The sequence below is a fragment of the Latilactobacillus sp. genome (genome assembly GCF_033176295.1).
In the GTDB taxonomy this organism is placed as follows: Bacteria; Bacillota; Bacilli; order Lactobacillales; family Lactobacillaceae; genus Latilactobacillus; species Latilactobacillus sakei.
Window position 1 is genome coordinate 23013 of record NZ_JAMQEX010000013.1, and the last position, 19606, is coordinate 42618.

The following is a 19606-nucleotide window of genomic DNA, read 5'->3' on the forward strand; positions in this document are numbered from 1 at the left end:
CCCATAGCCGACTAAGCCATGAGCGCCTTCTAATCTATTATAACTGAATATCCTTTTCATATGGAATTGAATTTTGTGCACCTTTAGTTTGCACGGCAATTGATGAAGCCTTATTGGCATAAGTCATTGCGGCTTCGATATTGCTGTAATCCAATTCGAGTTTTGTACTTAACGCACCGATGAAAGTATCACCAGCAGCTGTTGTATCAACTGCTTTCACTTTAAAGGCAGGCACAAAGCCAGTTGCAGTTGGTGTTGCATAGAATGAACCTTTAGAACCAACAGTGATGATCACCACTTTGATGCCTAATTTGAACATTGCTTCAGCGTTGGCCTTCATTGAAGCTTCGTCAGTGACTTTAATCCCAGTGATGATTTCTGCTTCGGTTTCGTTAGGGACAATCATGTCCGTCACTGCTAATAATTCAGCTGGAATATTCTTGATAGCAGGTGCTGGATTCAAAATTGTTTGAACCCCGTTTGAACGCGCAATCTTGAAGGCTTCGATAATGGCAGGCACTGGTACTTCGAATTGCGCCACAATCCGGTCAGCTTCTTTAATAGCTGCTTCTGCTTCGTGGATATCTTCAACAGTCACGTCTTGGTTAGCGCCACCGTAAATTAAGATACTATTTTGGCCGTGAGCATCAACCATGATATAAGCTTGGCCTGTCCCAGCTGTTTCTGAACAACGAACGTGATCGACGTTCATGCCGTCTTTTTTGAATGTGTCGAGCATGAAATCAGCGGCACCTTCTTTACCAACCTTACTAATGAAAGCCGTTTGGGCACCTGAACGAACAGCTGCGATTGCTTGGTTAGCGCCTTTACCACCACCAGCAACTGCGCGGCCATCCATTGCTAAAGTTTCGCCAGGTTGTGGAAAACGCTGAACGTTTAAAATTGTGTCGACATTGGTTGAACCTAATACGATTACTTTTTTCATTTAAATACCCTCCTGGTTGTTAAAATACAACGCCACTTTCTAAAATAATGTTGGAATAAGGTGTCATCTCACCTGTTCTGACAAATGCTTTGGCCTTATTTAAGTCTTGTTTCATTTGTGAATGATTAATAAATTCGATTGGTGTCTCCCCAATTAAAGCTTTAATCGCCTCTAATTGTTCTGGATTTGCTGTTTTAATTTCATTTGCTAAGTAAACTTTTTGCACTTCTAATTCACTTAAGATATTTGTTAAAACTTGAATAAAACTCGGTACACCATTTTCAATGGCCACATCAATCTTCTTCGTACCAGCTGGTACTGGCATGCCAGCATCCCCAATACTTAATGTATCGAAATGTCCCATATCTGAAATAACGCTCGAAATTTGTGTGTTAATCACCTTTGTTTTTCTCATGTCACCAATCTCCCTTATCTTTATTTAATAAATGCTGTGACAGAACCTGCCACTAAGACTAATAATAAACCAACCATTACGGCGATCATTTCTTTTTTCGATTTCTTTTCTTTTAAGATGTAAATCCCACCGATTGTCGCAAAGATAACACTTGTTTGTGATAAAACAAAACCAGTTGCTAAACCGTTGACAGATGGTTGTGCTGAAATCAAGTAAGTTAATGCCGCAAAAGCGAAGAAGAACCCACTGAAGATGTTCTTATATGAAGTTGCTTCTTTAAATGGTTTATAATCTTTTTTAGTTTGTGTTACGCCGAAGATAATCCCGACAATTGTCATCCCAATGGCTTGTGGTAAGAAACCTTGGAAGCCATCAGCGCTGACTGCTTGTGGAAAGGCTGAATAACCTAAGTAACCTAATTCACCGACTAATAATAACAAGACGCCCTTAACGGCACCACTCTTGCTAGCACTTGATTTATCTTCGCTCCAAGCGGTGAGATAAACGCCGATGATAATTAATGCAATCGCTGTAAAACCGATTAATTTTGATTGTGAACTTGACCAGTTACCTAGAACGAAGACACCCCATAAAGATGCCCCAACTAATTGAAAGCCGGTTGTAATCGGCATTGTTCTAGAAACGCCCATTGTTTCGAAAACGTGGAAAGTAATAATTTGTGCCAGTGCCCAACATGCACCTGAAATTAAACAGAAAATAAAAGTTTTCGTTTCAGGAATTGGTGTCCCACGGAAAATGGCAACGACAATTGCTAGAATTAATGTCCCAATAGTTGTCCCCAGGATTTGACTCGCTGGTTTACCACCAATTTTACCAACAATAACTGGGAAAATCCCCCAGCCAATCATCGGCATTAAGCCGATTAAGATATTTACAGCGTTCATTATAATTTCCTCCAAGCCTATTTAATCAATTAGTAAAACGTTTTACTAACTATCTTGATGATTATTATAAATGACCCATTTCGATAATTCAACCCTTTTTGAAAACGATTTACATCCTAAACATAAAAAAAGATTAATCAGGCACCGTTTCCGCCCAATTAATCTTTTTTAAATTTATTTTTTCTTAGCTTGTGAATAACCGCGTTTTGACTTATAACCTGCTTCTAAAATCATCAGCATATCATCATAATGTCGTTGTTGCGTTTCTTCAGCCTTAGCGCCGTAAACATAGCGCGCCCATTCCCGTTGGTACCCAGGTGTTAAGGCGTCGAAAAAAGTTTTCACGGTTGGCCGTGTCTCAAGTCGCGCACTTAATCTTGGAATATCAACTTCAAATTCAGATAATGGTTTTTGCGCCATCTTCAATCACTCCATTATTTTAACCGCATCACATCTCTGGCAATCATTAATTCTTCGTTCGTCGGTACAATTAAAACTTTGACCTTAGAATCATCAGCACTAATAATCCGTTCTTGACTGCGGACATTATTTTTCTCTTCATCCAATTTTACACCAAAACAAGCAAGCTGTTTACAAATATCTGCTCGTAATTCGCTCCCGTTTTCACCACTACCAGCCGTGAAAACTAACGTATCAATACCGTTCATTAAAGCAACGTATGAACCCACGTACTTAACAACACGATTGACAAAAATCGATAATGCCAACGCTGATTGTGGCCGTGTAGCAGCCGTTTCTTCCAAATCACGCATATCTGGTGAAAGTTCTGAAATGCCTAATAAACCTGATTTGTGATTTAAAATATCAATCATTTCGGGCATCGTAATTTCTAATTTCTTCGCTAAGAAAGCGACTAGAGAAACATCGATATCACCAGAACGTGTCCCCATGGTAATCCCGGCAAGTGGTGTAAAGCCCATTGAAGTATCAACGGCATGGCCATCTTGGACCGCAGTGATTGAAGCCCCGCTTCCTAAATGAAGCGTGATCATTTTTTGTGATTCTAGCGGTGTTTCTAAGATTTCAGCGGCACGATGGGCAACGTAACGGTGACTTGTCCCATGAGCACCGTATTTTCTTGCGCCATATTTTTGATAATATTCTTGTGGAATACTGTATAAATAATTTTCAGGTGCCAAGGTACTGTAAAAAGAGGTGTCAAAAACCGCTACTTGTGGTACACCTGGCAATAAGGTTGTAAAGATTTTGATGTAATAGGCCTGTGTTGGATTATGCAATGGTGCATATTCTGCCAAACGATTAATTTCATCCAATGCCACTGGATTAATGACCATTGAGTCACTGAAAGCTTCACCGCCCCCAACAACTCGATGGCCAACACCCGTAACTTCATCCAAATGACTGACAATTCCTAATTCCTTCAAGCGAGTGAGTAGGAGTGTTGCTGCCATTTCATGAGTGGTCACATCTTGGACTTCTTTAAATTTTTGATTGTCACCATATTTAGCGGTAAACACTGAATCAGATAACCCTAAGCGATCAATCATCCCTTTGGCGATAACTGTTTCACTGGGCATTTCAAATAATTGCCATTTTAATGTTGAACTGCCCGCGTTAATTGCTAGAATTTTTTCCATGTTATCGTCTCCCAATCTATAAGTAATTCCTTCATGCCACAATTGTAAGCAATTTCATAAGAAGTTACAAGCATTGATTTAATAACACATAAAAAGGGACCACCCACCAAAAATGAATTTAGCGGCTGATCCCTATCGTTTTTATTATTTTGCGAGTTTGTCGTCTGATTGGATATTTTGAACCTTTTCCAAGAATGAACGCCCCATTTTGTTATCTTGGTAGTTACTTGGTTCAATAACATCTAAATAGAATTGATCAATAAATTGAATTAAACCATCGATTTTTTCACGACCCATTTGTGTTTCGATTTCTTGATACTTTTGTACATAACGGCTCACTAAACAATCTAAAACATCTTGACCTTGTTTGGTTAAACTTAAGAATTTAACCCGTTGATCTGATTGTAAGTGTTCTTCAACAACGTAGCCGTTTTCTTTAAGTAAACGACATTGACGTGAGATTGCAGAACGACTAACACTCATTGTTTTAGCTAATTTGCTACCCGTTAAATCGTCATTAGTGGCGATTTCGTACATGATCAAGAATTGATCAAATGACACTTTGTAGTTCAAACTTTCCCCACTGACAAAATCGCTAAGATTGCTGATAACCCAACGATAGATAAGCGATAGATGGGTGATAACTTCCCAGTCTTCAGAATACTTCCCCGTAATCTTTGATGACATAATTGAATCTCCTTTTTATAAATACAAGTGATGAGGGTCGAAAATAATTAATGGTTTTAATTTGATTGCTAACAACCATAGTAGCATATTCTTTCAAAAAAGAAACCACCTGTTTTCATTAATTTAGTACAAAGTCACTTAATGATTAACAATTATATTGTAACGTTAATTATTGCAAGGATAACTATCTGCAACTTTTTTATTAAAATTTCTATTATTTTGGCGTTATTGTAAAAAAAGAGCAAACTACTAACTATCGTTAGTAGTTCACTCCTTTCAAACCTATTATAGATTGCGATCCATATTGAATGTCAATTTAGATAAATTAATTCCTGACATGACGAGTTCGCCAATCATGCCCATGGCCTTATCTTTCATCGTGTTAACAATCAAATAATTTTGTTCTGTCAAATATTTTGTTAGTGCTTCGCCTTGATAATTCTTAGCTTCTTCTTCAATACTATCCAACATTGTCCGTAATTCTTGTTTACAGCTTGTTAGATAGTCAACGTTACCTTGAATATGTTGGCTATAGTGACCTTCAACCAAGACTGAAATTGTCCGGTACATCCAATAAGCACTATTAATATCCCATTTCATTGGTGTTTCACTGAAGCTAGGATCTGTATCATTGGCATTTGTAAAGAAGGGAATAAATGGTGTGTAAGTTGGCATCCCTAAAGTAATCCACATAATCGCAGCTTGTTCTTTAGGCACATCGTTGCGCAATTGTAAGATATGCGCATTTTGTGTTCTGTTTAAGCCAATTGGACGGTAACGATACTTGTCAGCATCAGCGCCGTGACCCATTGGATCGAATTCTGTTTCGTTATAATGTGAACCAAGTAACATTTCAATGTCTTCAACACTAATCTTATGTTCAATCTTGCGAATGAAAGGTAGATCAGCTGATTCAGGTGACATGTCAAATTCTGAATCAAATAAGTGATGTGCGTACCAGACACGAGGTGTATTGTAGTGGCGATCTTTTTCGTTCATTGTGCCGAAGATATGACGGAAGTTCCAGCCCGTCTTATCTGGATTTAAGTGATGTTTTTCAACATATTCTTGAATCCCTTCAGCCCACATGAAGTTATCCTTATCGCTGAAATCAACTTGTTGAATCGCCACTTGGTTTGCCGCTACGGCATACCCATCATCTGGAATTCGTTGTGCTAACCAAAGATGACCAGTAACAATTTCCATATACCAAACTTCATCATGATCACTAAACAAGACACTGTTGCCCGCAGGTGAACCGTATTGTTTGATCAAGTTACCGAGGTAGCTGACCCCTTCACGTGCTGAGTTAATGTAGGGTGCGACCATTGCTTGCATACAATCTTCGTCTAAGCCGTCTTTAACCAATGGATCGTAGGCTAATGACTTTTCGTTGCCATACGTACTTTCAGTACAACTCATCGCAACGTTAACTTCATTAATACTACTTTCGTCATAATAACCTTTGTTCTTGTAATCCACATTGGGCACCGCTGGCCAGCGATAACCGTCTTCTGGTAAAGTCGCTTCAAAACCGTTCAACCAAGATTTAATTTTTTCACCCTTACGGCCTTTAACTGCCGGATTCATATAGAAACGTTGGGGGGTTAAGGGCATAAAAGTATCATCATTGCGGGCAATCATTGTCGAGCCGTCAAGTGATGCTTTTTTACCAACTAAAATTGTTGTACAAGCTGATTCCATGTCTATCGCTCCTTTTGATTTAGAGAACATTAAATTATTCTCATAAAGATACTATTAGTGTACGCCCGCCTTGGTCGAATGTATACCCATATTCATAAGATTCTCTAAAACAATCATCAACTCACTTAAAAATTAGAGTTTCTTCATTAATTTATGTTTGAGCAATCTTTTCATGATATATTATAGATTAAGTATCCTAACAATAAGGTGGTTTCAAAATGAAAAAATTAACACACGTTCTGTTGATGCTCATGGCTAGTTGTTTCGTGATTCTAGCCGGTTGTCAGAATAAAACGACGGTCCCTGCCGCCGCAACTAAGACTGAGGATCAAATCGAGCAGTATGTTCAAAAGGTCAACCAACTTTACGCTGATGCCGATCATAAAAAGCCCGCAAAATTAACCGCTAACAAGAAAAACGAGATTATCGAATCAGCCCAAAAATTAGATCATAAAATTTCAGATAATCTCTATATGAGTGCCCTATCCAGTAAATCAAAAACCGCTTTTAAAGCGGCTCAAAAAGATTTAAAACGAATTGATACTGGCGCTCCCGTCGAAAAAACTAAGAAAAAAACTAAAAAGACCAAAGATAGCGATTTCTTCGATGCCGATGGGATTGTCAAAGATGGCTTGCAACTTGGTGCAGAATCAGATTATGCCAATGATGCCAAAAAATTAGCCGCCTATAAAGAGGCTAAGGCCCAACAAGCAGCAATGACCGCTGTTGATAACCTCTTTACCAACAGCGACCACACGGCAATTCCCGCCACTTTAACAACTGAAGATTTCACCTACTCTAAAGCGCTTGTTGAAAAAACAACTCACAAGAAATTTAAAGAACGCTACTTAAAACTGATCAAGGAAGCTAAGGCCCAGTTTGATAGTTATAGCGCTAGTGCCTCATCAACGGCTACTAGCCAAAGTAGCTCAGCAACTGACACAACAACTACTGATCAAACAACGCAATCAACTGATAATACAGTCGATAACACGGCTGCTACAACCAACCAAACGACAACTAACAACAATTATACGCAACCAACAAGTTATTCAAACACTACGCCGCAAAGTACCTCATCAAGTAGTAATACCGGCAATAACAATGGTAATGTGACTACAAATAATAACACTTCCGATACTCAATCAGAGTCATCGACAAGCGATAACCAGATTTCAACCCAATCACAATCTGATGCTTTGTTACAATAATTTAATCTAGCTGTAACATAAATAGAGGCTATTGAAATATTTCAATAGCCTCTATTTTTTAGTAAAATACGAACATTATTTATAAAAGATCGTTATTAAACGCTACCTTTTTAACATAATCTGCCAATTAGTCTTTTAAATCCTGACATCTTAAGAAACTTGTAACATCGTGCTAACTATTATGTAACATGTTTGTCACGTTAGAATGATATGCTTATTGGGTACGATAAATTAAAACAAACTTAAACGTCTAAAAACAAACTTCAAAGGAGCACTTCAATCACAATGAAAAAACAAAAAATGACTTATTTATCATCTGGTATCGTTGGTTTAGCTGGTCTTGCATTAATGGGTATCCAAGCTAATGAAGCTCAAGCTGCTACTACAGGGACAGTTAACTACGCAGACGGTGCTACAACTATTTGGACAAGTCCTGAAGTTGGTCAAAAACCTACACGTTACTTAACAAACAACCAAAACGTTACAATCAAAAATACAAAACAAGTTTACGGTCAAACATGGTATCAATTAGCTGATAACGAATGGGTTGCCGGCGAATTCGTCAAAACAGGTGCAACAACACCAGCAGCTACAACTGCTGCTCCTGCTGCTAAAGACACGATCACAGTTAACTACAAGTCTGGTGCAACAACAATCTGGACAAACACAACTGCTGCTCAACCAACTGGCGCTTACTTAACTTATGGTAAGGCACAAAACGTCATTGCTTCTAAAACAGCTAACGGCGTTACATGGTATCAATTAGAAAACAAAGGTTGGGTACCTTCTAGCTACGTTGTTTTAAACAACCCTAGTTTAGCCGGCGTCACACCGATTACTGATGCCCCAGCTGTTACACCAGTTGCAACAACAACTGCTACAACACCAGCAGCTTCAACAACCACGACAACACCTGCTGCTACAACTGCAACTTCTGAATCAGCTGCTCAAACATCAACAACCCAACCAGCACCTGCTGCTTCACAATCATCAACAACACCTACTGCACCTGCTCAACAACAATCATCAGTTGCAACTTCAACATCAACAAGCCAAGCAACTCAAGTTCAAACACAAACTCAAACATCACAAACTAGCACTTCAGTAGCACCTGTTGCACAATCAGCTTCAACACAACAAAGTGCTCCTGCTCAACAACAATCAACAACTCAAACACAAAACACAACAAACACAGCTTCAAGCTCAAACACCACAACAGCAACAACACCTACACAATCAACAAACACAAACAACTCAACTGCTACAAGCGGTAACGCACAATCAGTTGTTAGTGCTGCATTATCACAAATCGGTACACCTTATGTATGGGGTGGCTCAACACCTGGTGTTGGTCTTGACTGTTCTGGTTTAGTACAATATGCATACTCACGTGCTGGCGTTTCATTGGGCCGTATCACAACTGCTCAAGAAGGTGCTGGTCAACGCGTATCACTTAACAGCTTACAACCTGGCGATATCATTTTCTGGGGTGGCGCTGGTGCATCATACCATGATGCTATCTACATCGGTGGTGGCCAATACGTTCACGCACCACAACCTGGCGAATCAGTTAAGATTGGTACAATCTCAAGTTACTTCATGCCTTCATTCGCAGTACGCGTATTCTAATTACAATCGAATCGTAAATAAAAAACCGCTAATTAATTTTAGCGGTTTTTTTGATGCACTCAGATTGACTTATAAATTGACTACCTTTCCCATACTTTCATCCACATCTACAAAATAACGGTTAGAATTACGACTATCATAATAAACAATTACTTTTTTATCTGACAGAAACGATATTGGATTCCATCTTAATAAACCACTCTTAAAAATAAGATTTTCGCCAGTCATATTTTGATACGTACAAACCAGATACCTGGCGGGCTGATTGTTGATTCTAACCTGTGAAGGTGCATAATCAATGACCTCGGCCATAACTTTTTCGCCTGATTGCTTCAACATGCCTATTAATTTCGCCCGGTGTCTACTTCGACCAATTATAATCAGCGCGGTTATTAGAAATAGACCACCCAAACCTCCCATGATACCTAAAAAAAGTAACCGCATTTTAGTCACATTTTCAATGGTATATGGTTGCTCAACACCATTGATTGTTATATGGAATTGCGCCTCTCCTATTGGAATCAGTTGTATCAGCATTCCTATGGTTACTAAAATCACCCCCGCTGTTAACGCTAAATAACCTAACCATTTAAAATTATAAAAAATCTGCTTTTGCTTATGTCTGAACATACTACTGTCTTCCATTACTAATATCTGACTTTATTATACCTAATGATCCAACGGTTACCTTCACATATCAAACAAAAAATACCATTTATTTTATCGGATTTATGCCAAATTAAAAGACCATCCGAAAGCCACTTTTACAAGTCGGTTTCAGATGGTCTTTTAAAATTATTTTGATAATTCATTATAATTATTTTGCTGATTTACGTTCCTTCAAGAAGTTCAATACAGCTGTTGTTTCAGCATTACGTTTTTTAGCATTCTTTTGGTTGATAGGACGACGGTTACCAGAAACACTAACATGTAAGTTTTGTGACATTTCGCATTTCCTCCTTTCATGCATATATTCTATTATTCTAATCTGAATTCACTTTTTTTTCAAGTAATGTTTAAGCCTTTGGTAACTTTCTAAAATGGTTCAATAACCAACTGGTGATAGGAACGGTTGCTATCACGCCAATTACCCCGATTAGCAACGTTAATATCTCACCAATTAAAATTTTATGATTTAATATTTTAGCGAGCGGATAACCTAATTGAATGAACCAAATCGTCAATGATAGGAAGCTTCCGAAGAAACTAAAGAACAGTGTATTGAAGGCTGTCGCAATAATTTTCTCACCAATCGCGATTCCCGCTTTAAACAAAGGTGCCGGTGCCATCTGTTCATCATATTCCAAAATTTCAACCAACCCACTAGCAACCGCAATGCTGGTTTCTGCGATTGCGCCTAAACTGGCTAAAACCGTCATGATCATGCCAACTTGCGGAAATGATAACCCGATTGCCAGACCAAAGCCTTCAATCTCTTCAGCATCCTCCGCGCCAAAGCCATAGGTTGCTGCCCAGTGGCTAATCGGCACAATGATAACTAACAATGCCAGCACTACTAATAACGACGTCACAAACGCTGTCTTAGCCGTTAAAGGTTGCTTCGTATTCATGAAGATCGATGTCGCCAACAAGATCAGACTCAATAGCCCACTGACCACTAAGGGATTAAAGCCACCAGCAATTAAGACCAGCGCTAAAATGATAACGACGAAGTTCAACCCAAGGCTGAAAAAGATGGTTAAGCCTTGCCAACCACACACTAGTATTAATAGTAGTAATAAAACACCCGTTAATAACATCATAAGCGGCGCACCTCCACTAACTGGCTTGCCAACAAGCTTGTCACCGGCACGGCCAAGGTAATGCCGATTGCGCTAATCACGGTTTGTGTGAAGCCCAAGGTCATCGTGCGCGATAGTGTATAGGCAATTGTATTCCCGTTTCTCAGATACAATAAAATAATCGGAAAAGCTTCTGCCATAACAATGAAGAACAAGACGTTAACGAGTGGCCCAATAATTTCTCGACCAATCGCTAACCCCGAGTTAAAGAGTTGTCGTCTCGTCACATTGGGCTGTTCAAAGGCTAACTGTTGCAGTGACGATGAAATATCGGTTGCTTCATCCATCACAGCGCCTAAGATCCCCAGCACGACTTCCGCCAAGAAAACCGTCTTGTAGGGTTGGAGCTCATAATCCATTGTTTCGTAATGGAGTCCTTGGTCGCCACTGATTTTTAGCAGGATAACGCTCAACAGTAACGCCAAGAACGTAGCCCCAATTGTCGCACCAAATGATACCAACATTTGCCGATTCGGTCCGAGTACCAACAATAACGTCAGACCAGTTAAAACTACGGCGAGTCCACACATCAGCGGCAATAACCAACGACCACCAGTTGCAGCGTTAAAGTGGAGCGTGATAATGAAGAACGCAAGGTTTACGACAACACTTAAGATGGTCATCAGGCCGCGCTTAGGCATCATCACAAGCAATAAGCTAAAGGTCCCCAAGATCACAGCTACTAGCACTGTATCGCGCTTAGGTTCGTTTAAGAGCCATTGATGGCGGTCTTGATCATGGTGTAAGAAAACTTGCTGGCCCCGATAATAACGATAACTATCGGCCAGAGATTTGGAATAGGTATTTTGGAGCTGAATCGTCTGCCCTTTGCGCTTCGTATTCAAGAACCGCCCCGTTACTTTTTGTTGGATCTCGGTATCTTGATTCTGGTAATCATCCGTTGTTTTCGTTTTTTGGATCGTTTTGACAGCCGTCACTTGGATCAACGGTTGTTTGTAGCGCGTCGCATCGTGGTATGTTGCTAAAACCCCAATCATGCAGATCAACAAACCACCTAGCGCCAGCCATAAGCGTTTATGTTTCACAGTTGTCACCTCAAATTATATTGTAGCGGTTTGCCTGTTAATCACCAAACGTTTATCGCAAATTTAATCAATCATTTAACCGACTGTGTTTTAACCCGTAACTGAAGTAAATGATTAAGCCCAAAATGAACCAGATCCCCGCTGCCATCCAAGTAACTGCCGGTAATTCGAATAACATGAATAAACAAAGTAAGCCTGATAATAGTGGTAACCAAGGATATAGCGGTACTTTGAAACCGTCTTTATTCGGAATATCCTTTCTTTTACGCAATGGAATCACCCCAATAGACATGAAGAAAAAGGCAATTAACGTCCCAATATTGACCAGATTCGTCAATTGATCTAATGAAACGAGCCCCCCTAGTGTCGCGATAATGACTGTCACCACCCGGACACTGTTGATTGGTGTTTGGTGGCGTGTTTCAATTTTACCGAGCATCTTAGGTAACAAACCATCCCGACCGATTGAATAAACTAACCGCGAACTACTGTAAGTCATCGTCAACATCATTGTGAACATCCCAGCCAAAGCACCGAGTGATAATAAGCCCGCAAACCAGTTTTGATGCACGACTTGTAAGGCAAAGGCGACTGGATTAGCCACGTTTAATTCACGATATGACACCATCCCGGTCAAAACAAAAGCAACTAAAATATATAATAACGTACAAATTACTAAGGTCCCGATAATCCCAATTGGTAAATTCTTTTGTGGATTTTTTACTTCGGCCGCTGAAGCAGAGACACAATCAAAGCCTAAATAAGCGAAGAATACTAATGACGCACCTTTGAAGACCCCACTAACACCAAACGGCATGAATGGTTGCCAATTAGACGACTTTACATAAAAAATGCCGACGACTAAGAATAGTAGCACAACGCCGATTTTAATCATCACCATCAAATTATTGATGCGTGTCGATGAACGCGTCCCAGACATTAATAACACTGAAATGAGCGTCACAATTAAGACTGCAAATAAATTGATATAAGTGCCATGCGCGGGATCAAATGAGCCTGTAATCGCCTTAGGAATATGCACGCCGAAGCCTTCAATGAAGGACACGAAGTATGCAGACCAACCGGTTGAAACGGCCGCGACTGATAACATGTATTCCAAGAATAATGCCCAACCTAACAACCAACCAATCAGTTCTCCAAAAATAATATTGCCGTAAGAATACGCACTCCCCGCGACTGGCAACGCTGATGAAAATTCAGCGTAACACATTGCGGCCACTGCACAGACCACTGCCGCAATCATAAATGACAACGTAATGGCCGGGCCACTGTGTAACGCGGCAATCGTGCCTGGTAAAATAAAAATCCCAGTCCCAATAACAGCCCCCACGCCTAACGCAATTAAATCCTTCGCCGTTAGTGTTTTAGCTAAACGTTGATCTTGTTGAAGATAACGCTCAAGTGACTCTTTTCTGAATAATCTTGTCCCTAGACCCATCTGCAAAACGCCCTCTCGATGCTTTATTTGGTGATGCTAAACGTGTTCTGTAACCCATATTCTTCCGGTTAACCCTGAGAATATAACCAGGGTTACGGCACACTCTGGTTTTAAACGTGCTTTTTGAAACTGACTTCTGCGCTTAGCGTCACTCGTCGAATAACTGCTTACAGCAGTTATTCGACGAGCTGTGCTAATGCTCAAAATCAACCCGTTTCAAACGCACTCTTTTTCTTGTCGTGTTCTATAATCCGGATATATCGCACTTTTTTTCTAATAACAAAAAAAGGAGCCCACTAGTCTTCACTAGTGAGCTCCACCAGGAAGATGACTCGGGTTACCCAGTCATCTTCCAGTTTATTAAGGTTTATCATGTAATAGACAATCTCTTCCCTTAATCAACCAGTCGAATTCTGGGTTTCTTAAAGAAAAAGTTAAAGGCAACTCGTTGCATTGTCATCATGATAAAACCTCCTTGTTATTATTAATTTCTAAGTATAGCCAAGCCCATCGAAATTGTAAAGCCTTTTTTAAGCAGTTGTTTTTTCAAAAGGAATCTGCTAGAATTTAAAACAACTTATTCAAAGGATGTGACTGGCATTGAAAATTGCAGGCTAAATTTCTGACAACTCGATTGGTACTAAATGGCCCCACGTTTGGGGACCGTTTATTTCTGATTGTCGTTAGAGCTAGCTTGCGTTTATTTTCAAGGCCGGTAAAAAAACCAGACTTGTTAACAGACGCCCATAGTAGCGTCTTTTTTTGTGCATACAAAACGACAACCAACCAATCTCATTTAAATTTATGAGGTGATATTAATGGGCACAATCCAATTCAAACAATTAACATTCAACTATCCAGATCAAGCAACTCCCCTTTTCAAAGACGTCACACTTCAATTCGATGCCAGCTGGCGCTTAGGCCTAATTGGTCGCAACGGCCGGGGCAAAACGACGCTGTTAAAACTACTTCAACGCCAATTAGAATTTGACGGACAACTGAAAACAGATCTAGATTTTCACTATTTCCCACAAACCGTAGCCGATCCCAGTCAATTGGCCCGCGACGTTCTAATGACGCTCGGTCAATTAGATGACAGCACCTTTTGGCAGATTGAACGAGAACTCAATTTACTCAAAGTTGATCTCGACTGTCTCTGGCAACCATTCAATACGCTGAGTCCTGGCGAACAAACCAAGGCGCTCTTGGCGTTATTATTCATCGACGAGCACCATTTTCAACTCATCGATGAACCAACCAATCATCTCGATCAAGATGGTCGCGATACCGTGGCACACTATTTACAACAAAAAACAGGTTTCATCGTCATCAGCCATGACCGGCACTTTTTAAACCAAGTTATCGATCACGTTTTATCAATCAACCGGGCGGATATTACCGTCCAACAAGGCGATTATCAAACCTGGCAGACCACTCAGGAACAACAAACCCAATCCGAACAGCATCAAAACAGCCTGCTCAAAAGTGAAATCAAGCGGTTGAATCAAACGGCCCAACAAAAATCTCAGTGGTCCCAACAGGCTGAACGTGGTAAAAATGCGGGTAGTGTCAAAAATGAAAGTGCCAATCTCGATAAGGGCTTCATTGGACACCGCGCCGCTAAGGTAATGAAGCGCGCCACAACGATTACTGCTCGTAGTGAACAAGCGGCTACTGAAAAACAAGGTCTGCTCAAAAACGTTGAAATTACCGCACCACTGACGATTAACAATCAGTCTTTAAAGCCGCAACAAATCGTCCTAACCGCAACCGACCTAGTACTTGAACAAGATGGTCGCGCCCTAAATCAGCCGCTATATTTGAACTAAAGGCCGGCCAACAAGTCGCATTAACCGGCGCTAACGGTACGGGAAAATCAACCTTTATCAAAGCCTTACTCGCACTTCCTGAAATGCAGCATCAAGTCAGTGGGCAGTTGACCATTGCACCGCGAATCAAGGTTTCTTAATTTACCACAAGATTTTGCGCAGCTCAGTGGCTCTCTAGCTGACTTTGCAGCCGCCAAGCAGGTATCACTAGAACAATTACTCTCAACTTTACGGAAACTGGGTTTTGAGCGGGAACAATTCAACCACCGGCTTGAAACGATGAGTATGGGGCAAAAACGTAAGGCCGCCCTCGCTCGTTCGCTTTGTGAAGAAGCCCAATTTTATGTCTGGGACGAACCGTTAAACTACCTAGATGTCATTACGCGCAAACAACTCCAAACATTAATTGTCCAAACCCGCCCAACACTCTTGTTCATCGAACATGACCGCGATTTTATCGACGGTGTCGCTAGCCAACGTTATCAATTGATTCCACGCTAATTAACTAATACGTATTATCTGAATAATAAGTCGTATTTAAGCCATCAGTATTAAACGTCTTATTAGTATTGTCTTTAAAGAACGCCGTGTTTAATTGATTCAATTCAGTCTCTGTGTTACTTAACGTTTTGGTTTGTAACCCGAGACTCTCACGAAGTTTGTTAGACGTTGCTTGCAATTTATCGGTCGCAATCACTTGATAAGAACTCCCGTTAATCCAGGCTTCTTTCCCGATGATTTGACCACTCGTAATGTCGGTCCCACATTGATGGTAATTTTCGATTAACGTTTTTGTTTGATCAGCCGTTAAATCAGTACTGATGTGCTTGCCTAATTTTGTCATTAAACCTGATAAATGGACCAAGTATTGGGGCTTTTGAATCTTATCAGCGACCCCGCGCAAGACTTCTTGTTGGCGCAACTGACGACCATAATCACCACGGGGATCTTGGTATCTCATCCGTGTATAAACTAGGGCCTGCTTGCCATTTAAATGGTGGCGGCCCTTTTTGATTGTCTGCCCATCGAAACTCACATCGATATTTGTTTTAACATCAACGCCATCGACGAAATCAACCAGTTCTTTGAGCGCGCCCATATCAATCGTGACCGAATAATCGATTGGCACACCGATAAATTCACTGACGGTTTTTTTAGCCATCTTCGCTTGCCCTAGTTCATAGGCCGCGTTAATTTTTTGAACATTCTTAGTCTTGCTGCCAACCATTTCGGCGAGCGAATCCCGCGGAATTGAATAAACCAAGGTTTTCTTAGTTTTAGGATTTAACGTAACCACCATCATCGAATCCGACAGACCGCGATCGACACGCCCATCAGACCCCGTATCAGCCCCTAATAATAAAAATGAGATAGGTTTATCCTGATTAATCCGATTGGAAACCTGTTTGTTTTGGGTTTTAATCGCACGAATTGCTTGGTTTTCTTTTATTTTGTAAAAACCCCCACCAATTACTAAAATAACCCCGATAACCCCTAGTACAATCTTTAACTTCTTCAAAATAACGACTCCTATCTGTTTACTAATCTCCTATTCGAGTATATTAAAAATCGCTAAAGATGGTCGCTTTATTAAGCCAACTTAATACTTTTTAGGTTTTTTTATTATTTTAGAATCCAAAAAAGTTCCCACCTGATTAAGGATGGGAACTTTTTTGTTTGTTTAAACGTGCTTTTAACACTAGCTTCTTGCGCTTAGCACCGTATTGCAAACAACCAGCCATGCTGGTTATTCACAACACTCAGCTAATGCTCAGCATCAAACCGCTTTGAACGCACTCTTTTTTTAACATGCTTTTATAAGACATGGCCCTGCGTTTAGCGACAATTGGTGAACAATCGCTTTCAGCGCTCATTCACCAATCTATGCTAATCCTCAGACCATTATCGTCTTATAACACACTCTTTTTTAATCTAATTTCTTTTCCAATTCGCTGACAATTTCTGCGTGTTTTGCTTCTGTTAATTTAATTTTTGCCATGAAGATCAAAGCAGAAACAATTAATAAAGCCATTGGTACGAAGAACATGTATGTCTTGAATTGTAATAAACCACCATTTGTAATATCGCTTGGTTTAGCGTTACCTGTCATGCCTGCGTGAATTGCGGCAATCCCAACAACACCGTTGGCAAAGGCACCAGCTAATTTATCCAATAATGGGCGAACGGCTAACGTAACAGATTCGTTACGTGTCCCACTCTTCAATTGACCGTATTCAACACTATCAGTAATTGTCATTAAAGCGGCTAAGAAAACAAGTGGGTATGGGAAGAAGAATAACCCAACAGCGATTAAGACAACAACTAAGTTGCTACCAGCAAATAAGAAGAGAATGTAGCCGAGCATCATCATGGCAATCCCGCCAAGATAGATGGCACGACGGTGAATCAATGATACTAACGTTGGGAATAAGGCAACTGAGATAACCCCTAAGATAGCGGTAATCACACCAACTGTTGAGAAGGCTGCAGCACGACCCATGACGTATTTGAAGTAGTAAATTAAAAGTGAGTTTGTGATAACGTAACTAAAAGCAAATAAGAAATATGATAATGATAACCACATTAATTGATCATTTTTACCGATTACTTTGAAGACATCGCGGAAACGAATCTTTTCAGTATTTTCACGGATAGCACTCTTTTCTTCTTTAGTACCGATAATCGTTGCTAAAGCGCCTAAGAATGAAACAACACCGATGACAACGGCAAACCCTAACCAACCAGCGCTAGTTTGTTCGCTACCATGCGTCCCTGAAAACATTTGTGAGAAGAAGACGACGATTGGCACAATAACGATGATTACCCCTTGGGCCCCTAACGTTGAACCAAAACGAGCAATGGCCCCAAACTTCGTCCGTTTTTCTGAATCAACGGTTAAAGCAGGTAACATTGACCAAAATGCAATATCTTTAAATGAATAGAAGATATCCAAGATAACGAAAACGATCGCAAAAAGAACTAAGTATAAATAAGGGCTGTTTGTTGCTAAGCCACCGAAGTTCGTGAAGATCATGACTAAACCAACAGAACTAATCAATGAACCAATTAGTAACCAAGGTTTAAATTTCCCCCAACGAGTCCGGGTATTATCAACTACCCCACCGATAAGTGGATCAAAGGCGATTTCAACAATCCGGATGACAACCATCATGGAAGTGACATAACCGATCATTTTTGCATTAAAAGCGGCATTTTTTGTATCGAATAATTGGCTAGTAACAAAAATCATAAAATAAGTGCTAAGTGTTGCATAGAAAGCATCGTGGCCAAATGCCCCGAATGCATATGAACTATATTGTTTGATATCTTTTAGTTTTTTCATTGTTCAATTCCTTTCATTTGATTTAAAACTAGTGATACCGGTGTTCAATAATTTTTTCTAAAATAGCTTGGCGTTGCTTTTCCTTGGCTGTGCCAAACTGGTTTTCTTCTAATGAATTAAAATCGTTTGCTAATAAAACGGATTCAAGATATAACGTCAATTGACGTTTAATATAAACCTTGTTGTCTTCGTTTGTTTGCTTCGGATTTCCGGCGATAATGGCTGCTGCAAATTGATCTGCATCGATGGTTAATTTATTATCATTCATTCTAATAGCCTCTTTCTAAAATAGATTTTTAGCCGGAAACCGTTTAAGCGTGATCTCTAATCGCGGTGTAAACGCATTCTTCAGCTAACAAATTCATTTTACTAAACTTTTACTAAAATGTAAACGGTTAATGATAATTTCATTAGTTTGTTTAAATTTAGTACCTTGCCAAAATAAAAAGGGTTTCTCGAAAGAGAAACCCTTTTTATTAGCCTTCAATTAAGGTTAAAAATCGATCCGCCCAAATATCTTCATAGAAGGCGATTGTTTGTGTTGCTGTCATCAATGAATTAGCAACGGTCGTCGAAAGTCCTGAAACCATTTGTAATTGATAACCCAGACTGTGGGCTACCTTGACTGTTGTATCAACGCAATACTCAGTTTGCGCACCACAAATTTCTAGTGAATGGATTTGCTTTTGTTCTAATAAAACCTGCATATTGGTTTGCCAGAATGAATTAGCATGAGTCTTTTGCACAAATTGCGCATCAGCTGGCACGGATAATTCTGGCACTAGTTGCCAAGCGTATTGTGGTGCTAATAAGGTTGTATCATTATGCTGGACAAAAATTATTGGTCGCTTATTCGCTTTATAAATTTCAATTCTAGCATTCACCTGTTCAATCAATTGTTTAAAGTTAGCAACCGGTTGTTTACCTTTGCAAACCCCATTTTGTAAATCAATCACTAATAAACAATCTGCCAAATCCACCATCCATAATCCCACCCAATACTCTTTTTAA

21 protein-coding genes are annotated in these 19606 nt (G+C 39.9%); 5 read left to right on the forward strand and 16 right to left on the reverse strand.

Annotated elements, in window-relative coordinates; genetic code table 11:
* Positions 1–37: 37 nt before the first annotated feature.
* The 7 genes from rbsK to NDN60_RS07260 form a co-directional block, all read right to left on the reverse strand.
* On the reverse strand, positions 38–946 hold the full coding sequence (gene rbsK, locus NDN60_RS07230) for a ribokinase (RefSeq protein WP_016264472.1): 909 nt from the start codon (positions 944–946) through the stop codon (positions 38–40).
* Between the two features lie 19 nt (positions 947–965).
* On the reverse strand, positions 966–1361 hold the full coding sequence (gene rbsD, locus NDN60_RS07235) for a D-ribose pyranase (RefSeq protein ID WP_056948663.1): 396 nt from the start codon (positions 1359–1361) through the stop codon (positions 966–968).
* Positions 1362–1381: 20 nt separating this feature from the next.
* Complete coding sequence (gene rbsU, locus NDN60_RS07240) at positions 1382–2266, reverse strand: ribose/proton symporter RbsU (RefSeq protein ID WP_016264470.1); 885 nt, start codon at positions 2264–2266, stop codon at positions 1382–1384.
* 174 nt (positions 2267–2440) lie between these two features.
* On the reverse strand, positions 2441–2686 hold the full coding sequence (locus NDN60_RS07245) for a YdeI/OmpD-associated family protein (protein ID WP_016264469.1): 246 nt from the start codon (positions 2684–2686) through the stop codon (positions 2441–2443).
* Between the two features lie 14 nt (positions 2687–2700).
* A complete protein-coding gene (locus NDN60_RS07250; RefSeq protein ID WP_056948661.1) occupies positions 2701–3885 on the reverse strand; it encodes an acetate/propionate family kinase in 1185 nt (394 codons plus the stop codon).
* A 144-nt stretch (positions 3886–4029) separates the two neighbouring features.
* On the reverse strand, positions 4030–4572 hold the full coding sequence (locus tag NDN60_RS07255) for a MarR family winged helix-turn-helix transcriptional regulator (protein ID WP_076632446.1): 543 nt from the start codon (positions 4570–4572) through the stop codon (positions 4030–4032).
* A gap of 285 nt (positions 4573–4857) precedes the next feature.
* Complete coding sequence (locus NDN60_RS07260) at positions 4858–6282, reverse strand: C69 family dipeptidase (RefSeq protein ID WP_172425612.1); 1425 nt, start codon at positions 6280–6282, stop codon at positions 4858–4860.
* 212 nt (positions 6283–6494) lie between these two features.
* Between NDN60_RS07260 and NDN60_RS07265 the strand changes: the two genes are divergently transcribed.
* Both NDN60_RS07265 and NDN60_RS07270 read left to right on the forward strand, forming a co-directional pair.
* The gene (locus tag NDN60_RS07265) at positions 6495–7487 is read left to right on the forward strand and encodes a toxin Cry1Ac domain D-VI-related protein (RefSeq protein WP_011373905.1); all 993 of its coding nucleotides are present in this window, start codon (positions 6495–6497) and stop codon (positions 7485–7487) included.
* A gap of 285 nt (positions 7488–7772) precedes the next feature.
* The gene (locus NDN60_RS07270) at positions 7773–9116 is read left to right on the forward strand and encodes a C40 family peptidase (protein ID WP_099947600.1); all 1344 of its coding nucleotides are present in this window, start codon (positions 7773–7775) and stop codon (positions 9114–9116) included.
* 69 nt (positions 9117–9185) lie between these two features.
* On the opposite strand, the gene NDN60_RS07275 is transcribed toward NDN60_RS07270, so the two are convergent.
* From NDN60_RS07275 to NDN60_RS07295, 5 genes are all read right to left on the reverse strand, one after another.
* Entirely contained in the window at positions 9186–9746 is a 561-nt protein-coding gene (locus NDN60_RS07275; protein ID WP_011373903.1) for a hypothetical protein, read from the reverse strand.
* A 187-nt stretch (positions 9747–9933) separates the two neighbouring features.
* Complete coding sequence (locus NDN60_RS07280; RefSeq protein WP_011373902.1) at positions 9934–10062, reverse strand: hypothetical protein; 129 nt, start codon at positions 10060–10062, stop codon at positions 9934–9936.
* A 70-nt stretch (positions 10063–10132) separates the two neighbouring features.
* Positions 10133–10879, reverse strand: a complete 747-nt coding sequence (locus NDN60_RS07285; RefSeq protein WP_076632449.1) for a YibE/F family protein — start codon at positions 10877–10879, stop codon at positions 10133–10135.
* The gene (locus tag NDN60_RS07290) at positions 10876–11964 is read right to left on the reverse strand and encodes a YibE/F family protein (protein WP_056948655.1); all 1089 of its coding nucleotides are present in this window, start codon (positions 11962–11964) and stop codon (positions 10876–10878) included. The genes NDN60_RS07285 and NDN60_RS07290 overlap by 4 nt, the downstream gene beginning before the upstream one ends.
* A 67-nt stretch (positions 11965–12031) precedes the next feature.
* Positions 12032–13423, reverse strand: coding sequence for an amino acid permease (locus NDN60_RS07295; protein WP_011373899.1), 1392 nt, complete (start codon positions 13421–13423; stop codon positions 12032–12034).
* 818 nt (positions 13424–14241) lie between these two features.
* Between NDN60_RS07295 and NDN60_RS07300 the strand changes: the two genes are divergently transcribed.
* Genes NDN60_RS07300 through NDN60_RS07310 form a run of 3 tightly spaced genes read left to right on the forward strand, consistent with a single transcriptional unit; the run spans position 14242 to position 15753 of the window.
* A complete protein-coding gene (locus NDN60_RS07300; RefSeq protein ID WP_312845153.1) occupies positions 14242–15252 on the forward strand; it encodes an ATP-binding cassette domain-containing protein in 1011 nt (336 codons plus the stop codon).
* Complete coding sequence (locus tag NDN60_RS07305) at positions 15240–15392, forward strand: ATP-binding cassette domain-containing protein (RefSeq protein ID WP_312845154.1); 153 nt, start codon at positions 15240–15242, stop codon at positions 15390–15392. The genes NDN60_RS07300 and NDN60_RS07305 overlap by 13 nt, the downstream gene beginning before the upstream one ends.
* On the forward strand, positions 15367–15753 hold the full coding sequence (locus NDN60_RS07310) for an ATP-binding cassette domain-containing protein (RefSeq protein ID WP_307725437.1): 387 nt from the start codon (positions 15367–15369) through the stop codon (positions 15751–15753). The genes NDN60_RS07305 and NDN60_RS07310 overlap by 26 nt, the downstream gene beginning before the upstream one ends.
* 4 nt (positions 15754–15757) lie before the next feature.
* Here the strand turns inward: NDN60_RS07310 and NDN60_RS07315 are convergent, their stop codons facing one another.
* From NDN60_RS07315 to NDN60_RS07330, 4 genes are all read right to left on the reverse strand, one after another.
* Positions 15758–16771, reverse strand: coding sequence for an LCP family protein (locus tag NDN60_RS07315; protein ID WP_016264457.1), 1014 nt, complete (start codon positions 16769–16771; stop codon positions 15758–15760).
* 408 nt (positions 16772–17179) lie between these two features.
* Positions 17180–18595 carry a glycoside-pentoside-hexuronide (GPH):cation symporter gene (locus NDN60_RS07320; protein ID WP_016264456.1) on the reverse strand — a complete coding sequence of 472 codons (1416 nt, stop codon included), beginning with the start codon at positions 18593–18595 and terminating at the stop codon, positions 17180–17182.
* Positions 18596–18623: 28 nt separating this feature from the next.
* Positions 18624–18863 (reverse strand): hypothetical protein, encoded by a 240-nt coding sequence (locus tag NDN60_RS07325; RefSeq protein WP_011373895.1) that lies wholly within the window; start codon positions 18861–18863, stop codon positions 18624–18626.
* 208 nt (positions 18864–19071) lie between these two features.
* The gene (locus NDN60_RS07330) at positions 19072–19578 is read right to left on the reverse strand and encodes a cysteine hydrolase family protein (protein WP_011373894.1); all 507 of its coding nucleotides are present in this window, start codon (positions 19576–19578) and stop codon (positions 19072–19074) included.
* Positions 19579–19606: the final 28 nt, after the last annotated feature.